17 protein-coding genes and 2 pseudogenes are annotated in these 20,449 nt (G+C 60.1%); 11 read left to right on the plus strand and 8 right to left on the minus strand.

What is annotated here, in order from left to right; genetic code table 11:
* The first annotated feature begins 27 nt into the window (after nucleotides 1-27).
* The 8 genes from L4G42_RS11595 to L4G42_RS11630 all read left to right on the plus strand — a co-directional run bounded on the left by L4G42_RS11595 (nucleotide 28) and on the right by L4G42_RS11630 (nucleotide 8,982).
* A complete protein-coding gene (locus L4G42_RS11595) occupies nucleotides 28-795 on the plus strand; it encodes a TerC family protein (protein ID WP_237250289.1) in 768 nt (255 codons plus the stop codon).
* Nucleotides 796-1,057: 262 nt separating this feature from the next.
* Nucleotides 1,058-2,701, plus strand: a complete 1,644-nt coding sequence (locus L4G42_RS11600; RefSeq protein WP_237250288.1) for a Na/Pi cotransporter family protein — start codon at nucleotides 1,058-1,060, stop codon at nucleotides 2,699-2,701.
* Between the two features lie 67 nt (nucleotides 2,702-2,768).
* Nucleotides 2,769-4,151 (plus strand): M16 family metallopeptidase, encoded by a 1,383-nt coding sequence (locus L4G42_RS11605; RefSeq protein WP_237250287.1) that lies wholly within the window; start codon nucleotides 2,769-2,771, stop codon nucleotides 4,149-4,151.
* A 99-nt stretch (nucleotides 4,152-4,250) separates the two neighbouring features.
* A complete protein-coding gene (locus L4G42_RS11610; RefSeq protein ID WP_237250286.1) occupies nucleotides 4,251-5,426 on the plus strand; it encodes a DUF5924 family protein in 1,176 nt (391 codons plus the stop codon).
* 19 nt (nucleotides 5,427-5,445) lie between these two features.
* Complete coding sequence (locus tag L4G42_RS11615) at nucleotides 5,446-6,606, plus strand: ABC transporter permease (RefSeq protein WP_419789369.1); 1,161 nt, start codon at nucleotides 5,446-5,448, stop codon at nucleotides 6,604-6,606.
* The gene (locus L4G42_RS11620) at nucleotides 6,603-7,409 is read left to right on the plus strand and encodes an ABC transporter ATP-binding protein (protein WP_237250284.1); all 807 of its coding nucleotides are present in this window, start codon (nucleotides 6,603-6,605) and stop codon (nucleotides 7,407-7,409) included. The genes L4G42_RS11615 and L4G42_RS11620 overlap by 4 nt, the downstream gene beginning before the upstream one ends.
* Nucleotides 7,409-8,347, plus strand: a complete 939-nt coding sequence (locus L4G42_RS11625; RefSeq protein ID WP_237250320.1) for an MlaD family protein — start codon at nucleotides 7,409-7,411, stop codon at nucleotides 8,345-8,347. The genes L4G42_RS11620 and L4G42_RS11625 overlap by 1 nt, the downstream gene beginning before the upstream one ends.
* Complete coding sequence (locus L4G42_RS11630) at nucleotides 8,344-8,982, plus strand: ABC-type transport auxiliary lipoprotein family protein (protein WP_237250283.1); 639 nt, start codon at nucleotides 8,344-8,346, stop codon at nucleotides 8,980-8,982. The genes L4G42_RS11625 and L4G42_RS11630 overlap by 4 nt, the downstream gene beginning before the upstream one ends.
* Here L4G42_RS11630 and L4G42_RS11635 read toward each other — a convergent pair.
* The 6 genes from L4G42_RS11635 to L4G42_RS11660 all read right to left on the minus strand — a co-directional run bounded on the left by L4G42_RS11635 (nucleotide 8,955) and on the right by L4G42_RS11660 (nucleotide 14,455).
* Nucleotides 8,955-10,193, minus strand: a complete 1,239-nt coding sequence (locus L4G42_RS11635) for a nucleoside recognition domain-containing protein (protein ID WP_237250282.1) — start codon at nucleotides 10,191-10,193, stop codon at nucleotides 8,955-8,957. The two genes, L4G42_RS11630 and L4G42_RS11635, sit on opposite strands and share 28 nt — an antisense overlap.
* 97 nt (nucleotides 10,194-10,290) lie before the next feature.
* Nucleotides 10,291-11,622 (minus strand): glutamate/aspartate:proton symporter GltP, encoded by a 1,332-nt coding sequence (gene gltP / locus L4G42_RS11640; protein WP_237250281.1) that lies wholly within the window; start codon nucleotides 11,620-11,622, stop codon nucleotides 10,291-10,293.
* A 699-nt stretch (nucleotides 11,623-12,321) separates the two neighbouring features.
* The gene (locus tag L4G42_RS11645; RefSeq protein ID WP_237259259.1) at nucleotides 12,322-12,789 is read right to left on the minus strand and encodes an inhibitor of vertebrate lysozyme family protein; all 468 of its coding nucleotides are present in this window, start codon (nucleotides 12,787-12,789) and stop codon (nucleotides 12,322-12,324) included.
* A gap of 2 nt (nucleotides 12,790-12,791) precedes the next feature.
* Nucleotides 12,792-12,956, minus strand: coding sequence for a DUF1328 domain-containing protein (locus L4G42_RS11650; protein ID WP_002555679.1), 165 nt, complete (start codon nucleotides 12,954-12,956; stop codon nucleotides 12,792-12,794).
* An 87-nt stretch (nucleotides 12,957-13,043) separates the two neighbouring features.
* Complete coding sequence (locus L4G42_RS11655; protein WP_237250279.1) at nucleotides 13,044-13,328, minus strand: hypothetical protein; 285 nt, start codon at nucleotides 13,326-13,328, stop codon at nucleotides 13,044-13,046.
* Nucleotides 13,329-13,600: 272 nt separating this feature from the next.
* Nucleotides 13,601-14,455 (minus strand): BON domain-containing protein, encoded by an 855-nt coding sequence (locus L4G42_RS11660; RefSeq protein ID WP_237250278.1) that lies wholly within the window; start codon nucleotides 14,453-14,455, stop codon nucleotides 13,601-13,603.
* 257 nt (nucleotides 14,456-14,712) lie between these two features.
* On the opposite strand from L4G42_RS11660, the gene algB reads away from it, so the two are divergent.
* The 3 genes and pseudogenes from algB to L4G42_RS26310 all read left to right on the plus strand — a co-directional run.
* On the plus strand, nucleotides 14,713-16,059 hold the full coding sequence (algB, locus tag L4G42_RS11665; protein ID WP_237250277.1) for a sigma-54-dependent response regulator transcription factor AlgB: 1,347 nt from the start codon (nucleotides 14,713-14,715) through the stop codon (nucleotides 16,057-16,059).
* Between the two features lie 10 nt (nucleotides 16,060-16,069).
* Nucleotides 16,070-17,471, plus strand: a pseudogene (locus tag L4G42_RS11670) (KinB sensor domain-containing domain); the annotation flags it as partial.
* 77 nt (nucleotides 17,472-17,548) lie between these two features.
* Nucleotides 17,549-17,857, plus strand: a pseudogene (locus L4G42_RS26310) (sensor histidine kinase); the annotation flags it as partial.
* Between the two features lie 15 nt (nucleotides 17,858-17,872).
* Here the strand turns inward: L4G42_RS26310 and L4G42_RS11675 are convergent.
* Together L4G42_RS11675 and L4G42_RS11680 are read right to left on the minus strand one after the other, a co-directional pair.
* Nucleotides 17,873-19,492, minus strand: a complete 1,620-nt coding sequence (locus L4G42_RS11675) for an EAL domain-containing protein (RefSeq protein ID WP_237259258.1) — start codon at nucleotides 19,490-19,492, stop codon at nucleotides 17,873-17,875.
* Between the two features lie 92 nt (nucleotides 19,493-19,584).
* Nucleotides 19,585-20,361, minus strand: coding sequence for an N-acetylmuramoyl-L-alanine amidase (locus L4G42_RS11680; RefSeq protein WP_237250274.1), 777 nt, complete (start codon nucleotides 20,359-20,361; stop codon nucleotides 19,585-19,587).
* Nucleotides 20,362-20,449: the final 88 nt, after the last annotated feature.

The raw sequence follows: 20,449 nt of genomic DNA on the forward strand, positions 1-20,449 counted from the left end.
GAATACGAACGCTCAAAGGAATACGTAATGGAATGGCTGACCAACCCTGAGATCTGGGTTGCTTTCTTCACGCTGACTGCCCTGGAAATCGTGCTGGGCATCGACAACATCATCATGATCTCGATCCTGGTCAGCCGCATGCCCAAGGCGATGCAGCCGCGCACCCGAATCTTCGGTCTGGCGCTGGCGATGGTGACGCGGATTCTGCTGCTGCTGTCGATCACCTGGGTCATGCGCCTCACCGACGACCTGTTCGTGGTCTGGGGGCAAGGCATTTCCGGACGCGACCTGATCCTGTTCTTCGGTGGCCTGTTTCTGTTGTGGAAGAGCTCGCAAGAGATCTATCACGGTATGGAAGGCGAAGAAGAGACGCTGGACGAGCCGAAAGGCAAGGGCGGCCTGTTCCTGTACACCATCCTTCAGATTGCAATCATCGACATCGTATTCTCGCTGGATTCGGTCATTACCGCCGTCGGCATGGTGTCCCACGTACCGGTGATGGTCGCGGCGATCATCGTGGCGGTGCTGATCATGATGCTGTGCGCGGGCGTCATCAGCGACTTCATCGAGAAGCACCCATCGCTGAAGATGCTGGCGCTGTCGTTCCTGATTGTCGTCGGTACCGTGCTGATTGCCGAATCGTTCGATGTGCATGTGCCGAAGGGCTACGTTTACTTCGCCATGGCTTTCTCGCTGGCGGTCGAGGCGATCAACATCAAGATGCGCACCTCGATGGCTAAAAAGCGTGCGATGCAGGACCCGGTTAAACTTCACAAGGACGTGCCGGGTCAATAACCTCCGCCGCATAGACGTCAATACAACGGGGCTGTGAATGCCCCGTTTTTTATCGGCAGGGCGCAAAGGTGTGGCTTTCAAACACCTGATTTATGACAGATTTGTTTCAAGAAATAATCCCCTGTGCCATGCTGGCATTAAGGCCACAGGCCGACTAAAGCTTTAGTTGAGCGCGCTGTTCGATGCACCTCAAGCGCCTACGCTCGCTACACGCTGGACCTTTTAACTTTGCCCAATGGGCAACCTACAGGGGGCTCTCCGTATGCTGACCCTGCTCGATTTGCTTTCCGCCGTCGCGCTGTTGATCTGGGGCACACACATCGTTCGGACCGGCATTCTGCGTGTCTACGGCTCGCAACTGCGCCGGGTCATTGGCCAGAACATGTCCAAACGCCCGCTGGCATTTGTCGCGGGGATACTGGTCACCGCGTTGGTGCAGAGCAGCAATGCCACAGCGATGCTGGTGACATCCTTCGTCGGCCAGGGCTTGATGGGGCTGACACCGGCGCTGGCCATCATGCTCGGTGCCGACGTCGGTACGGCGGTGATGTCGCGAATCCTGACGTTCGACTTGTCGTGGCTGTCGCCGCTGCTGATCTTTCTGGGCGTGATCTTCTTTCTGTCGCGCAAACAAACCCGTGTGGGGCAATTGGGTCGTGTCGGCATCGGGCTGGGCCTGATCATTCTCGCCTTGCAGCTGATTGTTACTGCCGCCGCGCCGATTACCCAGGCGGCCGGGGTGAAGGTGCTGTTTGCATCACTGACGGGCGATCTTCTGCTCGACGCATTGGTCGGCGCCATGTTCGCGCTGATCTCCTACTCAAGCCTTGCGGCCGTGCTGCTGACGGCGACCCTGGCGGGCGCGGAAATCATCAGCCTGCCAGTGGCGATCGGCCTGGTGATCGGCGCCAACATCGGCAGCGGCCTGCTGGCGTTCCTAAGCACCAGCATGCAAAACGTCGCCGGCCGGCAGGTAGCGCTGGGCAGCCTGCTGTACAAACTGATCGGCCTGTTGCTGATCACCCCGGTGCTGACCCCGCTGGTGGCCTGGATGGACACGCTGAATGTCAGCCCGTCGAGCCTGGTCATCAGCTTTCATGTGATCTACAACTCGCTGCGCTGCCTGATCATGCTGCCGACGGTGGGGCCGATGGGGCGTCTGTGCGCGTCGATTCTGCCGCAGCAGGGCGAGATCAACGGCCAGACAAAGCCTCGCCATCTGGACCTGACCGCACTCGCCACGCCGAGCCTGGCGCTGGCCAATGCCGTGCGCGAAACCCTGCGCATGGGCGATCTGATCGACAGCATGCTCAATGCGATGCAAGAAGTGCTGCGTGGCAACCAGACGGCGGTCACTCAGGAAGTGCGCCGGCTCAACGATGATGTCGAGGTCCTCTACAACGCCATCAAGTTGTACCTGGCGCAGATGCCCCGCGACGACCTCAGCGATCAGGACAATCGCCGCTGGGCCGAGATCATCGAGTTGGCGATCAATCTGGAGCTGGCCAGCGGGCTGATAGAGCGCATGCTGCGCAAGGTCCAGCAGCAGAAGACGTCACAGCGCCGGTCGTTTTCCGACGTCGGCCTGGAAGAACTCTCCGGGCTGCACGAGCAACTGATGGCGAATCTGCGTCTTGGCCTGTCGGTCTTCCTCAGCGGCGACCCGGAAAGCGCGCGCCAGTTGTTGCGCGAGAAACGTCGTTTTCGGGCACAGGAGCGGCGCCTGGCCCACGCCCATGTCAGCAGACTGCAACGTAAGATCGTGCAGAGTATCGAGACCAGTTCCCTGCACCTTGAGCTCATTTCCGACATGAAACGCTTGAACTCGCTGTTCTGCAGCAGCGCCTACGCGGTCCTTGAGACCACTGACACAGGTGCCTTGTCCAGCGAGGGCAACGCGGATTAATCGTGGTGAACGCAGGGGCCGCTGCGAAGTCTGTTACACATACCGGCCCGCAAGGAAGCCCGTTTTTATGCGTTGCCTGCTGTTCGTTTGTTTGGTTCTGACATCCCTTTCTTCCATGGCCCTCGACCGGTTTCAGGTCGAGGGCTACGTGCTGCCCAACGGTTTGCAGTTGCTGCTCAAGCCTGCGGACAAAGGCCACGTTTCCATTCGTCTCGTTGTCGGCATTGGCTTCGATGACTTCAAATGCGAAGACAAAGAGCTGCCGCACTTGCTTGAGCATCTGCTTTTCAGCGGGATCGATAACAGCGGTGAGGGCGGCCTTGAGCAGCAGATGCAGGCGTTGGGCGGCGAGTGGAACGCGTTCACCAGCAACACCGACACCACCTTCGTCATCGAGGCGCCGGCGCAGAATCAGCGCAAGGTGCTCGACCTGCTGCTCAATCTGCTGACCCATACGCAAATCAATCAAGCCAATCTGGACACCGCCAAGCGCATCGTCGCCCGTGAGGACGGAGGCCATTATTCGCATTTGCAACGCTGGCTGGACAAACGCGATCTGGGCCACGGCGCCAGCAGCCAGCTTGCCGTGGAGCTTGGCCTCAAGTGCCCGGAGCGGCCTGAGGTCGATCACCTCACCCTGGAGCAGATCGAGAATATCCACGACAACTGGTACGCCTCCAACAACATGACGCTGATCATCGTGGGCGACCTCGACAAGTTGTTGCCCGCCTACCTGGAGCGCACCTTCGGCCAGCTCAATGCAGTCGATCCAACGGAACATCCGCCGCTTCGCTCGATGACCGAAAAGGCCGACCCTGAGCGCACGTTGATCCGCGGCGCGTTGGGCGATGGCGCAAAGCTGCATCTGCTGTTTTCCGAGCCGGACATGGGCGAGCAGCACGACGAAACCTGGGATCTGGTGAAGGCGTATCTGGACTGGGCGCTGTACAGCGAACTGCGCCTGGACAAGGGTTATTCCTACGGGCCATGGGCTGATCGCGAAGCGTTTGGGGACACCGGTTTTCTCAGCCTCAATGCCGATCTGAACCGCGAAGATGTTGATTCGGCCACTGCCGCAGTGCGCTCGATGCTCCAGCGGTTGCGCAAGGAAGGCATGGACCCGGCCACCTTTGCGCGGCTGCAGCAGGCGTCCATTGCCAAGCAGGCCTGGTCGGTTCAAGGCAATAGCGCGCTGGCCGACTATTACTGGGGTGCGCTGAATGATTACGACGATGGCCGCTTCCAGGACCCCGCGAAGCAAACCCGTGGTGTGAGCCTGGATCTGGCCAATCAGGCGATGCGTCAACTGCTGGCGCAACCCGGGTATCTTCGCGTTGAGGAGCCACTGCTCAGCTACGATGAGCTGTATGCAGTCGGATGCCTGCTGACGGCGTTGGTGGCGTTGCTGATTCTCTGGCGGTGGCGGGTTTACAAGAAGCGGCCGCTGTAAGCGAGGCGCATAGCTCTGTAAGATTTCGTCGAAGTGGCGCAGTTCGTTTTTGGTTATTTTTTATACACCTCGACCTATACCTAAGAGCGACGCCCCAAGATGCCGGACATTAACGCAATCATTCATCACTCGCTGGTACAGCGCGTGCTGGAGTTCATCAAGCGCTACCCCGGGCTGATTGCGTTTTTCGGGTTCTGCTCAGGGATCGGCAGCTTCATTCTGGTGGATCGCCAAGCCAAGCTGGCGACCTGGATTGCGGTCATTCTGCTGGTGAGCTGGATCTGGCTGATGGTGGAAAACAGCGCGGTCGCCCTATTCGCGAAAATGTTTAAACGCGAGATTCCGCAGCCGCTGTTGCGCTACGGCACTCAGATGATCCATCAGGAAAGCCTGTTTTTCGTACTGCCGTTCTTCTTCGTAACCACCACGTGGTACAGCGGCCAGCTAGCGTTCACCGGGCTGCTCGGGGCGGCAGGCCTGATTTCGATCATCGACCCGCTGTACTACAAATGGCTGGCGCCGCGCCGCTGGCTGTTCATGGCCCTGCATACCCTGACTCTGTTCGCCGCACTGCTCACGGCGCTGCCGATCATCGTTCACCTGACCACGGCCGAGAGCTACAAGCTGGCGCTGGGCATTGCGATGCTGCTGTCGTTCCCGAGCCTGGCGTCGGGCTATCCGATCAACAACTGGAAACGCGGCCTCGGCGTGGTGGCCATGACACTGGCCATCGGTGGTGCAGGCTGGATGGCGCGATTCTGGGTGCCGCCGGCGACGCTCTGGCTGACCGAGGCGGCGATCAGCACGCGCTTCGATAACCAGAATCGCACCCCCGGCGAGAGCGTTCAGGAGATCGGCGTCAACCAGCTGCGCAGCGCCGGGCTCTACGCCTACACGTCGATCAACGCCCCGCGCGGCCTGAACGAACGGATTTATCATGTGTGGCGCCACAACGGCGAGGAAATAGAGCGTATTGCTCTAGACATTAAGGGCGGTCGTGAGGAAGGCTATCGGGCCTGGACGCACAAGCAGAATTTCCCGCCGGACGTGCTCGGCAAATGGCAGGTGAGGGTGCTCACTGAGGACGGGCAGATGATTGGTGTGCTGCGCTTCAACGTCACTGAGCGCGACCAGCCGGCCGTCACTCGCAACAAGATCAAGCCGGCAGGCCTGAAGCCAGGCACCGACGCTGAGGATCCGGATGACTCCGAGGCGAAAAAACCCGCAGACAGTGCGCCAGCCGAGAACCCTTCTGCCCCGGCTAAAACCAACTAAGCTCGTCGCTATGACCCCACTGACCACGCAGGCTTCCTCCGCGCCCAAGGTTCCAGGACGCGTCTTGATGGACACTTCGAGCAATCCGGTTCAGCTGCGGATCGCCGGAGACTGGACGCTCGCCCACTACCGCGAACTCAAGCGCCAGACCGATGCATTAAGCGCCGGATTCAGTCCAACTACCCTCGTGGACATGGACGAACTCGGCGCGCTCGACACCGCCGGCGCGTCGTTGCTGGTAGAGCTTCTCGGCGTGCAGCGCCTGCGTTTGCTGGCCGTGCAAGCGCCTAATCTGCCTGAGTCCAGCCGCGCGCTGATGCAGACCATCCAGAGCGCATTGGCTGACTATTGCCGGCCAGTCCGGGAGCCTGACGCCGCCGTGGGCATGCAGCTGCTGGCGCGAATTGGCGCGGCGGTGGACGTGATCTTGAAGGACACGCTGCAACTGCTGGGCTTTATCGGGCTCATCCTGCAGACCTTCGCGTCCACTCTGTTTCGCCCCCGGCGCTGGCGTACCACATCCGTCATCGCCCACATCGAGCAAATCGGCCTGGACGCCGCGCCCATTGTGGCGCTGCTGACGTTCATGGTTGGCGCGGTGGTGGCCTTCCTCGGCGCCACGGTGCTGAAGGCCTTTGGCGCGACGATTTTCACCGTTGACCTGATCGGCTTCTCTTTCCTGCGGGAATTCGCCGTGCTGTTGACCGCCATCCTGCTGGCCGGTCGCACGGCCAGCGCCTTCACCGCGCAGATCGGCTCGATGAAAGCCAACGAGGAACTGGATGCGCTGCAAACCCTGGGGCTGAGTCCTACAGAGCTGCTGGTGCTGCCCCGCGTGCTGGCGTTGCTCATCTCACTGCCCATGCTGACGTTTCTCGCGATGATCTGCGGCATTGTCGGTGGCGGCGTGGTGTGCGCTTTGTCGCTGGGCATCTCGCCGGCGATGTTTCTGTCGTTGATGCAGGCCGATATCGGCGTGCAACATTTTCTCGTGGGCATCGCCAAGGCACCGATCTTCGCGTTCTTCATCGCCGCCATTGGCTGCCTGGAAGGCTTCAAGGTCGAGGGCAGCGCCGAATCTGTCGGGGCCCACACGACGTCGAGCGTGGTGCAGTCAATTTTTGTGGTTATCGTGCTGGATGCCTTGGTCGCGATGTTCTGCATGGAGATCGGCTGGTGACCCGCCGTTGCGTACAACCCGTCGAGAAGGTGATTGAGGTTCGCGGCCTGAGCAATCGCTTCGGCTCGCAAGTGGTGCATGAGAACCTCGACCTGGACCTGTATCGCGGGGAGATCCTTGGCGTGGTGGGCGGCTCCGGCGCAGGCAAGTCGGTGTTGCTGCGCAGCATTGTCGGGCTGCAACAGCCCGCCGCAGGAAGTGTCCACGTCTTGGGTCAGGACTTGCTGAATCTGTCCGACAACGCGCGCTCTCAGGTGGAACGACGTTTCGGGGTGCTGTTTCAGAAAGGCGCGCTGTTCTCCTCGCTGACCATCACGGAGAACGTGGCGTTACCGCTGATTGAACACGCCGGGCTTAGCCGCGAGGAAGCCGAGCATCTGGCCGGGATCAAAATGGCGTTGGCCGGACTGCCGCTGTCGGCGGCGCATAAATACCCCGCGTCGCTCTCCGGCGGCATGATCAAGCGCGCGGCGCTGGCGCGAGCACTGGCGCTGGATCCGGACATCCTGTTTCTGGACGAACCCACTGCCGGGCTCGATCCGATTGGCGCCGGCGCGTTTGACCAGTTGATCCTGACCCTGCGCGATGCGTTAGGCCTTAGCGTCTTCATGGTCACCCACGACCTCGACACGCTTTATACAATCACCGACCGCGTCGCCGTGCTGGCGCAGAAGCGCGTGCTGGTCGCGGACAGCATCGACAGGGTGTCTGCGACCAAGGACGCCTGGATTCACGAATACTTTCATGGCCCGCGCGGCCGCTCGGCCTATTCGGCGGCCACCCACCCACACGAGGTCTCATGATGGAAACCCGCGCCCATCACGTTCTGATCGGCCTGTTCACGGTCATCGTGGTCGCCGCCGCGCTGCTGTTCGGTCTGTGGCTGGCAAAATCCAGCGTCGACTCGGCTTTCAAGGACTATCAGGTTGTCTTCAACGAGTCGGTGACCGGTTTGTCTCGCGGCAGTCCGGTGCAGTACAGCGGGATCAAGGTCGGTGACGTCGTGCAGTTGCGCCTCGATCCTCAGGACCCACGCCGCGTGCTGGCGCAGATCCGCGTTGCCGGCGAAACCCCGATCAAGCGCGACACCTTCGCAAAACTGGCACTGGCCGGCATCACTGGTACCTCGCTCATCCAGCTCAGCGGCGGCACACCGCAAAGCGAGGAGCTGAAGGGTGAGGGCGGCAACCTGCCAGTGATCATCGCCTCGCCGTCGCCCATCTCGCGCTTGCTGAACGACAGTGACGACTTGCTGAGCGGCACCAACGCATTGCTGCATAACGCCAACGCGATGTTTTCTTCGAACAACGTGGAGACGCTGTCGCGCACGCTGCAACATCTTGAGCAGACCACCGGCGCGATCTCCGATCAGCGCGACGACATTCGTCAGGCTTTGAAGCAAATGACGCTGCTGAGCAAGCAGGCCGGAGCAACGCTGGAGCAAACCTCAACACTGATGCGCAACGCCAACCAGCTGCTGACCAGTGATGGCAGGCAAACCATTGCCAGTGCGCAACAGGCGATGAAATCCCTCGAACAAAGCAGCCAGACCATCAATACGCTGCTCAAGAACAACCAGAATTCGGTGAACGACGGTCTGCAAGGGCTGGGCGAACTGGGCCCGGCGATTCGCGAGCTGCGTGAAACCCTCAGCTCATTGAAAACCATCTCGCGCAGCCTGAATGCCAACCCGAGCGGCTACTTGCTGGGCAGCGAGAAGAATAAGGAGTTCGAGCCATGAGGCTTGTCGGTCAGTCCATTACTCGACTGTTGTTGGCGGCAACCCTGTTGTCGCTCGGCGCTTGTTCGATCCTCCCCGAGCAGGCGCCGTCAGACGTTTACCGTTTGCCGGCGGCATCCCCCGCCAGCAAGGGGACGTCGCCGGTGGCGTGGTCGCTGCGGGTGGTGCGGCCCAAATCCAGCGAGACACTGGACAGCCCGCGCATCGCCGTCATCCCCCAGGGCAATGTCATCAGCAGCTACAAAGGCGCGCGCTGGAGTGATCCGGCGCCGGTCCTGCTGCGCAATCGACTGACCGATGCTTTCTACCGCGACGGGCGAATACAGTCGATCAGCACCGACGACAGCAACCTGCAGGCTGATTTCGAATTGGGCGGGGAGCTGCAGGCGTTTCAGAGCGAGTATCGCGGGGCCACCATTGAAGTGGTGATTTGCCTGGATGCGCGGCTCGCTGACGATCGCCAGCGAATTGTCGCGAGCCGGCGCTTTGAAGTGCATCAGCCGGTGGCCGACAAGCAGGTGTCGGCGGTGGTCTCGGCATTCGGTCAGGCCAGCGATACGCTGGCCGCCCAAGTACTGCAATGGACCATTGAGCAGGGCGAGAAGCGTTACACCGCCGAGCCGAAGAACCAGTAGCAGACGGCAATCGCAGCAACCACACCGGCGAATTCCGCCAGCAGCGCGCAGCCCACGGCGTGTCGCGCGCGCTGAATCCCTACCGCGCCGAAATACACCGCCAGTACATAGAACGTGGTTTCGGTGCTGCCTTGAATCGTCGCCGCGACGAGGGCCGGGAAGCTGTCGACGCCTTGGGTTTTCATGGTCTCGATCAGCATTGCCCGCGCCGCACTGCCGGAGAACGGCTTGACCAGTGCAGTCGGCAGCGCATCGACGAAACGGGCGTCCAGGCCCATCCATTGAATCCCGTGACGAATCCCCTCAAGAATCAGATCCAGCGCGCCCGATGCGCGCAGCACACCGACGGCGCAGAGCATCGCGACTAGATACGGCAGCAGGTTCTTGGCGACGTCGAAGCCTTCCTTCGCGCCTTCGACGAAGGTCTCGTACACCTTGACCTTGCGCAGTGCGCCAATCACCAGGAACAGCATGATGATGCCGAACAGCGTCACGTTTCCCAGCACCGATGACAGGCTCGACAGCGCAGCGGCAGACAACCCGGCCAGTACCGTCATGAACCCGCCCAGCAGCAACGCGCCGGGAATCAGGTAAGCGAGCACCACTGGGTCCCATAACTTCAGGCGCTGCATGAACGCCACCGACAGCAGACCGACCAGCGTCGAGGCGCTGGTCGCGAGCAGGATCGGCAAGAACACCATGGTGGGGTCAGCCGCGCCTTGTTGGGCGCGGTACATGAAGATGGTCACCGGCAGCAGCGTCAGCGAGGAAGCGTTGAGCACCAGAAAGAGGATCTGCGCATTGCTGGCGATGGTCTGGCTGGGGTTGAGCTCTTGCAACGAGCGCATGGCCTTGAGGCCGATGGGTGTGGCGGCGTTGTCCAGACCGAGCGCGTTGGCGGCAAAGTTGAGGGTGATCAGGCCCAGCGCCGGGTGGCCACGCGGCACTTCGGGCATCAGGCGATGAAACAGCGGCGCCAGGACTTTGCCCAGCCAGTCGACGATTCCGGCCTTCTCGGCGATGTTGAGAAAGCCCAGCCACAGGGTGAGGGTGCCGAACAACAGCACCATGACTTCCACCGATAGCTTGGCCATGGCGAAGATGCTCTCGACCATGGCGGCAAAGACGCCGGCATTGCCTCCCACCAGCCATTGCGCCAGCGCAGATATCGCCGCGACCACAAAAAACCCAAGCCATAGGCCGTTCAGCATACAAATCCCCTCGCAAGATGCGGCGATGATAACGGCGGGGGCAGAAACAACAAACCCCGGCCGGGGCCAGGGTTTGATGATTCACGCCAGACAGTGATTACTCGACCGTCGATTGACCCGCCGGCAGAGGGTCCTTGCCACGCCAGTGCGGCAGGGAGTTCCAGTAGCGCTCGCCCTTGGCATCGTCGTACATGCCTTCCCAGCGCGAGATCACCAACACCGCAAGTGCGTTGCCGATCACGTTCAGCGCCGTGCGCGCCATGTCCATGATGCGGTCGACGCCGGCAATGAACGCCAGGCCTTCCAGCGGGATGCCCACGCTGCCCAACGTTGCCAGCAGCACGACAAACGACACGCCCGGCACACCGGCGATGCCCTTGGAGGTCACCATTAGGGTCAGGACGAGCATCAACTGCTGGCCGATCGACAGATCAATGCCATACAGCTGAGCGATAAACAGCGCTGCGATGCTTTGGTACAGCGTCGAGCCGTCGAGGTTGAACGAGTAACCGGTCGGCACCACGAAGCTGCTGATGGCCTTCGGCGCGCCGTACGCTTCCATCTTCTCGATCACGCGCGGCAGCACGGTTTCCGAGCTGGCGGTGGAGTAGGCCAGCACCAGTTCGTCCTTGAAGATGCGCATCAGCTTGAGTACCGAGAAGCCAAACAGGCGCGCAATCAGGCCAAGCACCACGAAGGCAAAGAAGGCGATGGCGACATACACCAGAATGACCAGCTTGGCCAAAGGCAGCAGCGAGGCGAAGCCAAAGTTGGCGACGGTCACGGCAATCAGTGCAAATACGCCAATCGGTGCGTAGTTCATGATCATGTGGGTGACCTTGAACATGGTCTCCGAGACGCCCTGGAATACCTTCACCAACGGATCACGCACCTCCGCGTTCAGGCTCGACAGGCCCAGTCCGAAGAGCACCGAGAAGAAGATGATCGGCAGCATGTCGCCACGGGCAACCGCCGCGAAGATGTTCGACGGGATGAGGTTGAGGATCGTCGCAACAAAGGCATGGTCATGCTGTACTTCCGCAGTGGTCTTCTCGTACTGCGAGATGTCCACCGTGCCCAGCGTGCTCATGTCGATGCCCGTACCGGGATGGAAGACATTGGCCAGCAGCAGACCCACCACGATGGCAATCGTGGTGACGACTTCAAAATAGAGAATGGTCTTGAGACCGATGCGGCCAAGCTTCTTCGCGTCGCCGACGCCGGCGATTCCGACGACCAGGGAGGAGATCACAATCGGGATAACGATCATTTTGATCAGGCGGATAAAGATGTCGCCCGCTGGCTGCAGGATATTGCTGATCCACCAGGCTTTCTCGGTGCTGAAGTGGTTCAGGACGGCGCCAATGGCGATACCCAGGACCAGGCCGATGAGGATCTGCCAGGCGAGGCTCAGTTTTGCCTTCTTCATGTCATTACCTTGTTGTCATTGCCGGGACATCCCCCAACCACACGTTCATCATTGCGCTTGCCAGCAAGCGTGATGCCGCGGTCGCCGTCAGGACTGTCTCGTGAGTGGCCGCAGGCGAGCATCCGAGCTCTGAGCAGGCGAAAAAGGCGCAACTATTCCCACGGTGACTGCCATCGTCTAATGCCGTAAACGACTACCCTATGCCGAATCGGCATGATGTAAATCAATCACTTACGCTAGGGTGCGCCAAAAGAGGGCGAATGTGCTCGACGCTAGAATGCTGAGAAGTGGCTAAAACGTCGTCTGTAGCGGATTTACGCGAAACGCGATGGCAAAGCGACGGATTGGTCACGGATGGCCGACAAGCCATTTAAGCGGGGGATTTTTGGCGATATACGGTCGTAGGAAACGTAGAAGAGGATGTGTAGGACGCTAGATGAACAGAGACCTTGAAAGGCTTTGAGGATATTTGCGCCTCACAAGCCCACTGTCGGATACAGGCTAAAACCGTATCGGACGATGGACTTGCGCTGCGGCTTGCCTGACCCGGCCCACGCGTGGGAGTACTCCTTGTACACCTAGGACGCTTCAATCACTCCCTTGATCGTAACGCCCCGGCCCCATGGTCATACGCGCACCGTCTTCGGGCTGCGCGTCTATCAGGAAGGTCTGTCAGGGACAGGTCTCCCATCATTCAAATCAGTACCAGTTCGGATCTTTCTTGAGCTGTTCTTTAAGAAGGCCTTGCATGCCTTCATCCGGTTTGCCCAAAAACCGGTAATCCGCATGACGCGTCGGCGATTTGTCTGCGGGAAGTCCCGCCGGCACTTCGACCAACATTGCGTACGCATGGGACTTGTTCAGACTGAACGCGACAATGAGGCGCTTATTGCGGCAAGTGTCCTGGGTTTCGCAGAGCGGCCCTACCAGATACTTGTCGCCGTCTTCGGTCACGGCATTCATCTGCTCAGCTGCACCAGAGAGATTGATCACCCAATCGGGCAGTCGCTCTTCCTTCTTCACCACGCTCGACCACGTTTCACGATACTCGGGATCCGAGCTCAGAAGCTCGTTTGCCCGAGACTGACCGTCGTTGGCCGCCATGGCTGTAACGCTGGCGCTCCCAAGGAGCGCCAATGTCAGTGCACGGAAATGCTTGAAGCCCATATTCAGCCTCGGCCGCGACGGCCAAAGAAGAACGACACCACGAACATGACCAGGAAGACGACGAACAGGATCTTGGCAATGCCGGTAGCAGTACCTGCGATACCACCAAAACCAAGGACGGCTGCAACGATAGCGATGATCAGAAATGTGATTGCCCAACTCAACATGGTGACTCTCCTTACTGTTTATTGATTTTTGCTACGTCGAGGCGTCGGGACGACCCTCGGGGTAGATCGCGTCTTCGACCCGGAGGATCAGAAAACCCAGCTTTGCTGACGTGGCGCTTCATCAGTAGTAGCGGCCGCATCATCAACTTGCATGCTCAAGACGACGTCCGACGCTTTCAGCGCACTTACCTTGGCAAACGGTGCGGTCTGAGCGCGGGAGTAGTGGACCTGAGTCACTTCCTGATTCTGATTCCAGTGAATGAACTGCTGCACAACAATGAGCGTAATCATCAACGCCAGACTCGCAAACAGACCTTGCTGCAAATGCAGAGGGGAGATGCGCAGTTTGTTGGCGAGATGTTGAGCGTTCATTCAGCTGACTCCTGGCAATCTTGTCGGCCGTCTGTTCGGGCCTTTGTTACCAAGGGTGTTGCACGGTGTGTGCCAGCTTTTTTCCAATTGATTAATCTTTATAAATCAATAACTTATGAAGTCTATTCAGAAGTGTCGTACACGCAAGCTGCACGATTGAACATTTGCCATCGTGCGGAATGCACGAATGTGCCTGACACCACGTATGCGGCCGAATTCATTCCGGGTGCGAATTCTGTTCTAACACCCGTCATCCGACCGCGTGTAGCGCTCTAGCCCGCGCTGCGCGCTGTAACGCGCAAGGTGTCGGCATCGACGCCTTTGACCCCGCGAATGTTTCGCGCAATTTCGACCGCCAGTTCCTTCTCGGCGTAGTTAGCCACCACCCCGTCCAGCGTTACCACACCGTTCTTGGTCTCGACCTTGATATTCAAACCGTCGAGGGTGCGGCTATATATAAGGCTGGATTTCACTTTGCTGGTGATCCATGCATCGCTGAATTCTTCCCGGACGGCATTGGCCTGGAGTTCGCTCTGCTCTTTGATTGCCTGTGTATCTCGCGCGCTGACGCTGATGAGGTTGTTCACCTCCGTCACGCCGTCCGTATTGGTGGCCAGGCTTCCAGCCAGCTGCTTGGCATCCGCGTCTTTCGCCTGGCCCTTGAGGGTGACGACCCCCTGAGCGGCGCTGACATCGATATTCAACGCCTCGGTCACGCTATTCCACAGCAGCTTGGATTTAATGGTTGCTGTCAGCGTCGCGTCATCGAAACGCTGGGCCATGGTGGCTTTGGTGCCCGGATCGGCAGCGACCTGCGGATCGATCTCAAGTTGGTTATCGACCTTGTTGATCCCCTGAATGTCGCCCGCTATCTGCGCCGCCAGATCCTTGTCGACCTGGTTCTCGACCTTGCCCTTGAGGATTGCAGTGCCTTGTTCCACGTCCACGCTGATCTTGAACGGGCTCAAATGCCGGTTCAGGGCAAAAGCGGTCCAGATCGAACCCTCCTGGCGCGCCTCGGCCAGCTGGGTCTGCAGATCGGCGGCTGCGGCGTGGGCGATGACGGGCGTCAGTCCGAGCAGGCTGGCGGTGGTGATGGCCAGGGCGATCTTCTTCAACGTGGGCATGGGAATCTCCAGACAATTGCAAAAAGGTACCTCTGGACAGACTGGTCTTTCGCCCAGATGTTCGGCGCGGCCTGATTTTGCATACATGAGGATTCGAGCCGACGGCTATTGGACGTGACCTGCCGTGGATCAGCGCATGACGGCTTTTTTCAGAAGATCGCTACCATGCAGCGTAAAGAATCAATCAGAATGAACCATGCAACTTGCCCGATGTTTCCGGGACTAACACAGACTATTCATTGAGGAGCGTAGGAAAAATGGAAGCAGCCGCTGAGAATCAGGGCCGTATTCTGCTCGTGGATGATGAATCCGCCATCCTTCGCACCTTCCGTTATTGCCTGGAAGATGAGGGCTACAACGTAGCCACCGCCAATAGCGCGGCGCAGGCAGAGGCGCTCTTGCAGCGTCAGGTATTCGACGTGTGTTTCCTCGACCTGCGTCTGGGTGAGGACAACGGGCTGGATGTTCTGGCACAAATGCGCGTGCAGGCGCCCTGGATGCGCGTGGTGATTGTCACCGCGCACTCGGCCGTCGACACCGCTGTGGACGCGATCCAGGCGGGCGCTGCCGATTACCTGGTCAAGCCCTGCAGCCCGGATCAACTGCGCCTCGCCACCGCCAAGCAGCTCGAAGTCCGCCAGTTGTCCGCGCGACTCGAAGCCCTTGAAGGCGAAGTTCGCAAACCAAAGGACGGCCTCGATTCCCACAGCCCGTCGATGATGGCGATCCTCGAAACCGCCCGACAGGTCGCCAATACCGACGCCAACATCCTTATCCTCGGTGAATCCGGTACGGGTAAAGGCGAATTGGCGCGGGCGATTCACGGCTGGAGCAAGCGCGCGAAGAAGGCCTGCGTGACCATCAACTGTCCGTCGCTCACTGCCGAGCTGATGGAAAGCGAACTATTCGGCCACAGCCGTGGCGCCTTCACCGGTGCCAGCGAGAGCACACTCGGCCGGGTGAATCAGGCGGACGGCGGTACATTGTTCCTCGATGAAATCGGCGACTTCCCGCTCACGTTGCAGCCAAAGCTGCTGCGCTTCATTCAGGACAAGGAATACGAACGCGTCGGTGACCCGGTCACCCGTCGCGCCGACGTGCGCATTCTGGCGGCAACCAACCTGAACCTCGAAGACATGGTCCGCGAAGGACGTTTTCGCGAGGACCTGCTGTACCGCTTGAACGTGATCACCCTGAATCTGCCCCCTCTGCGCGAGCGAAGCGAAGACATCCTGACGCTGGCGGACCGATTCCTGGCGCGCTTCGTCAAGGAATACAGCCGCCCGGCGCGTGGCTTCAGCGAACAGGCGCTCAGCGCGCTGCTCAACTACCGCTGGCCCGGCAACATCCGCGAGCTGCGTAACGTGATTGAGCGGGCGAGCATTATCTGCCCGCAGGAAAAAGTCGAAATCACGCACCTCGGCATGGCCGAACAGCCGGCCAACAATGCCCCGCGCGTCGGCGCGGCATTGAGTCTGGATGAGCTGGAGAAAGCTCACATCGGCGCGGTGCTGGCCACCAGCGATACGCTGGATCAGGCCGCACGCACGCTGGGCATCGACGCCTCGACGCTGTACCGCAAACGTAAGCAGTACAACCTGTGACAGGGCGCCGATGATGTTTGCGATGAAGTTGCGCATCCGACTCTTCCTGAGTATTTCAGCCCTCATCACCGTTGCCCTCCTAGGGTTGGTGCTGGGGCTTGTCAGCGTTATGCAGATGGCAAAATCTCAGGAGTCATCGATTCGGCATAACTTCATCACCCTCGATATCGGCCTGAAGCTGCGACAGAACCTGGGCGACCAATTGGTCATGATGCTCCAGGACAGCCCCGATAAGGCGGCGATCAAGCGCAATCAGGAACAGTTCCAGAATCTGCTTGATCAGGGCATCGAACATGATCAGCAAACCGGTGTGCCCAGCGGGTTCGAAACGGCCCGGGTGAACTACGCCCGCTTCGTCAAAACCATTGAGCAATCCAGCGAACATGGTGACGCGATCCGCGACGATGAGGCCGTGACCGAGGCGTTCAACACGTTGCGCAATGGCCTGCTCGACGCCCACCGCCAAGCGCTTGAGAACATCAGTCAGGCACAAAGCGCCTCAAGATCGCGAGCGCTATGGGTCTCGGCCCTGCTGGGATTGGTGGGGCTGGCGGTGCTGGTGATCGGCTTCGTCACCGCCCACGGTATCGCCCGGCGTTTCGGCGGCCCCATCGAGCAGTTGGCCAAGGCGGCGGACCGAATTGCCCAAGGTGATTTCGACGTCACGCTGCCTACGTCCTCGTCGGACGAAATGAATCTGCTTACCCACCGTTTCGGCATGATGGCCGACGCATTGCGTCAGCATCAGAAAACCAACGTCGATGAGCTGCTCGCCGGCCAGCAGCGTTTGCAGGCGGTGCTGGACAGCATCGACGACGGCTTGCTGATGATTGATCGCCAGGGGCGGCTTGAACATTTGAACCCGGTCGCGCAACGGCAGTTGGGCTGGGAAGAAAGTCGCCTGGGCCAGGGTCTCGGCGAAGCGTTGCAACGTCCGGAGCTGGACGAGCAGCTGTATCTGGTATTGCGTGGCGGCACGCTGGAGCGTGCGCCCGATGACCTTTCCATCGAGATCGATGGCGAAGTTCGCCTGCTCACCTACAGCCTCACGCCGGTCAGCCACACCAAAGGGCACATCGTCGGCGCCGTGATGGTGCTGCACGACGTCACCGAGCAGCGGGCATTCGAACGCGTGCGCAGCGAGTTCGTGCTGCGCGCTTCCCACGAGCTGCGCACGCCCGTCACTGGCATGCACATGGCCTTCGGCCTGCTTCAGGAGCGGGTGCATTTCCCGCCGGACTCGCGTGAGAAGGACCTGCTCGATACCGTCAACGAAGAAATGCAGCGCCTGATGCAGTTGATCAACGACCTGCTCAACTTTTCGCGCTATCAGAACGGCCTGCAGAAGCTGACGCTCGAACCCTGTGATATCAGCGAATTGCTCGAATCGGCGCGTCAGCGCTTTGCCGACACCGCCCACGATCAGGACGTCATGGTGCTGCTTGAAACCCAGGAACCACTACCGCGGGTGCAGGCGGACAAGGTGCAGCTCGACCGCGTGCTCGACAACCTGCTCGATAACGCCCTGCGCCATACCCCCAAATCAGGCCTGATCCGCTTGCAGGCGAGGCGTCACGGCGAGCGTTTGATCATCAGCGTGGAAGACAACGGCGAGGGCATTGCTTACGGCCAGCAGGCCCGGATCTTCGAGCCGTTCGTACAGGTTGGACGCAAGAAAGGCGGCGCAGGCCTGGGGCTGGCCTTGTGCAAGGAAATCGTTCAGCTGCACGGCGGGCGAATGGGCGTCTACTCTCGACCGGGGCAGGGCACGCAGTTCTATATGGCGCTGCCGCTGTAGAACGGTCTCGCTGCGCTACGCCACATCATCCGCACGACGCCCGGCGCTGCGCCTGCCGCCGGTCACCAGCTCAGTGAACTTGGTCGCGCTCAGCGGCCGGGCGAACAGCCAGCCCTGGCCATAAATCACCCCTTCGCTTTTCAGCAGCATTGCCTGCGACTCAAACTCGATGCCTTCGGCGATCACCCGCAATTGCAGCGCATGGGCCATGCGGATGATGTGCGGCGCCACGCCACTACTCGCCGCATCATGACCGAGTGCGTCAATAAAGGCCTTGTCGATTTTCAGGCAATCCACCGGCAGCGTCTGCAGGTACGCCAGACTACAATAGCCGGTGCCGAAATCGTCGATTAGCACCTGATGGCCCCGATCGCGCAGCGCCTGGAGATGGTTGCGCGCGACCACCACGTCCACGAGGCCGCGCTCAGTGACTTCAAACGCAATCTGCCGAGGCGCCACTCGGTGTAACGCCAGCAGCTTCGCCGTCACTCGACCGATGCGTGGGGCCATGACGTCGCACGCCGCCAGATTGACCGACACGTACAGGTGCGGATTGGCACGTAGCAGATGGCCCAGTTGCTCAAGCAACTGCTGAAGCACGAAGTCGGTGATCTGGCGGATCTGCCCGGTGTTTTCCGCGAGTGGAATAAAGAGGTCAGGGCTGGTCAGCGTGCCGTCCGGTCGTCGCCAACGCACCAGGGCTTCAGCGCCCACGCACAGCCGGGTATTGAGGTCGAAAATGGGCTGATACAAAACCTTCAGCTCCCCCCGACGCAGGGCCCCCTGCAGCTCGCCCCCCAGCGACTGGCGTTGACGTACCAGTTGCAGGACAAGAATCCCGAGGCACAGCGAGATCAGCAGGCTGGCGGGGACGAGCAACCACCACGCCCCTGTGACCTTCTGTTGCAAGCCACTGCGCGGCGTAATAAGAACCAGTTGATATTCCGGGCTCTGGGTCGGCATCCGGTAGACGAGCTTGTCCTGGGTGGTCATCAGCGTTTCGGTGGAGGTCGGCGACCAGTCGGGGGTGGGTGGCCATGTCTGAGCCGGGCCTAGGACCGGTACTGCTTTGGAGCCGCGATCGAGCACCACCACCAGACTTCCGCCCGCCGATAGGTCGACAACATCCGTCAGGTGACCGCGAGAGGTAGAAACACGAAACTCCCCGCGCCCCAGCATCAAGGAAGCAAGGTTATCGTCAGGCTGGGTGGAGGTGTTTAGCCAGTAATCGTAGGTGGGGCCGCGAATGTCCGGCGGCCTGGGCTTGCCAATCAGGCTCTGCCGCGTCCAGCTGGAACAGAACTGGCTTTCGCTAACGTACGCCGCTTCGTAGATAAAGCGGTAGCGTGAGTTCACCTGACGCAACTGCTCGATCATCTCGGGGCTACAACCGCGCAACGGCTGTGCTTCAAGCTGATCGAGCCCGGCCCTCAACTGGCTGAACAACTGCTCCAGCCGCACCAGAAAGCGCTCGCCCTGTGCATTCATTTGCGCACGTTCGTCCTGCCGGGCCTGATGCATCGCCAGACCAAGGCTGCCCGCCAGCAAGACGGCCGCGCTTAACAGCGCGGCCAGTAATGCCAGAAGCCAGGGACGGTAAAGGAAAGAGCGCAGTCGCGGCGTCGCCGTGAACATCGGCAGTCATCCAGATGGTGGGGTTTCCATAACCACTGAGGTATAGCAACAAGCGCAGAAATAGCCCAAAAAAAACCGACAATTAGCGGAATTTAGTGCTTGAAGTTAAGTACTTGCAGCATAGCTGCACTTTGCAGATCCGGCTCACCGTCAAATTTTTGTGGTCGGTAGTGCATCTGGAACGCAGCCAGAGTGTGACGTGTTGCGATGTCCAGCTCACCGGTCTGCGGCGTCGGGTAACCCAGTAGCGCCAATTGCTGCTGGAACCACACGATATTCGGGACAACGCCCATCAACTGGGTTTGACGCTGCGCGACCTGCTGTTCATCCGGCCAGATTCCCAGCCCTTCCTGAGCCAGCCGCTTCCACGGGAACAACGGCCCCGGATCGAGCTTGCGCAGCGGCGCAATGTCACTGTGGCCAATGACGTGGCGCGGTTCGATGTGATTGCGTTTGACGATGTCTTTGAGCAGCACGATCAGCGCTTGAATCTGCGCCTCGCTGTAGGGATACCAGAGCCGGCCCGTAGGCGTGTCGCGGTAGCCCGGATTGACGATCTCGATGCCGATGCTGCTTGAGTTGAGCCAGGTGCGCCCGTCCCATTCGCTTTCACCGGCATGCCACGCGCGCTGGGATTCGTCGACCAACTTGTAGGTGGTGGCTGGACCGTCGCCGATCAAGTAATGCGCGCTGACCTCACCGTGGGTCAGCAATGCCAACGACCGCTCGAGAGAGGCAGAAGTGTAATGAACCACCACAAACTGCACGCGGCTGTCGAAATTGACGGAAGGGTGGCTGGTGTCGATCTTCGGACTGCTGCTGCAAGCGGTCAGCAGCAACAGCATAAATAGGGCGGGAATAGACTTCATGGCAGCACGACGTGTAGGCAAATAATGCAACAGTGTAACGTAACGTCGGCAGCGCATCCAAAAATGCATCGTGCCCACGCAGCCAGCC

This window comes from Pseudomonas petrae, from assembly GCF_021728295.1.
Classification (GTDB): domain Bacteria; phylum Pseudomonadota; class Gammaproteobacteria; order Pseudomonadales; family Pseudomonadaceae; genus Aquipseudomonas; species Aquipseudomonas petrae.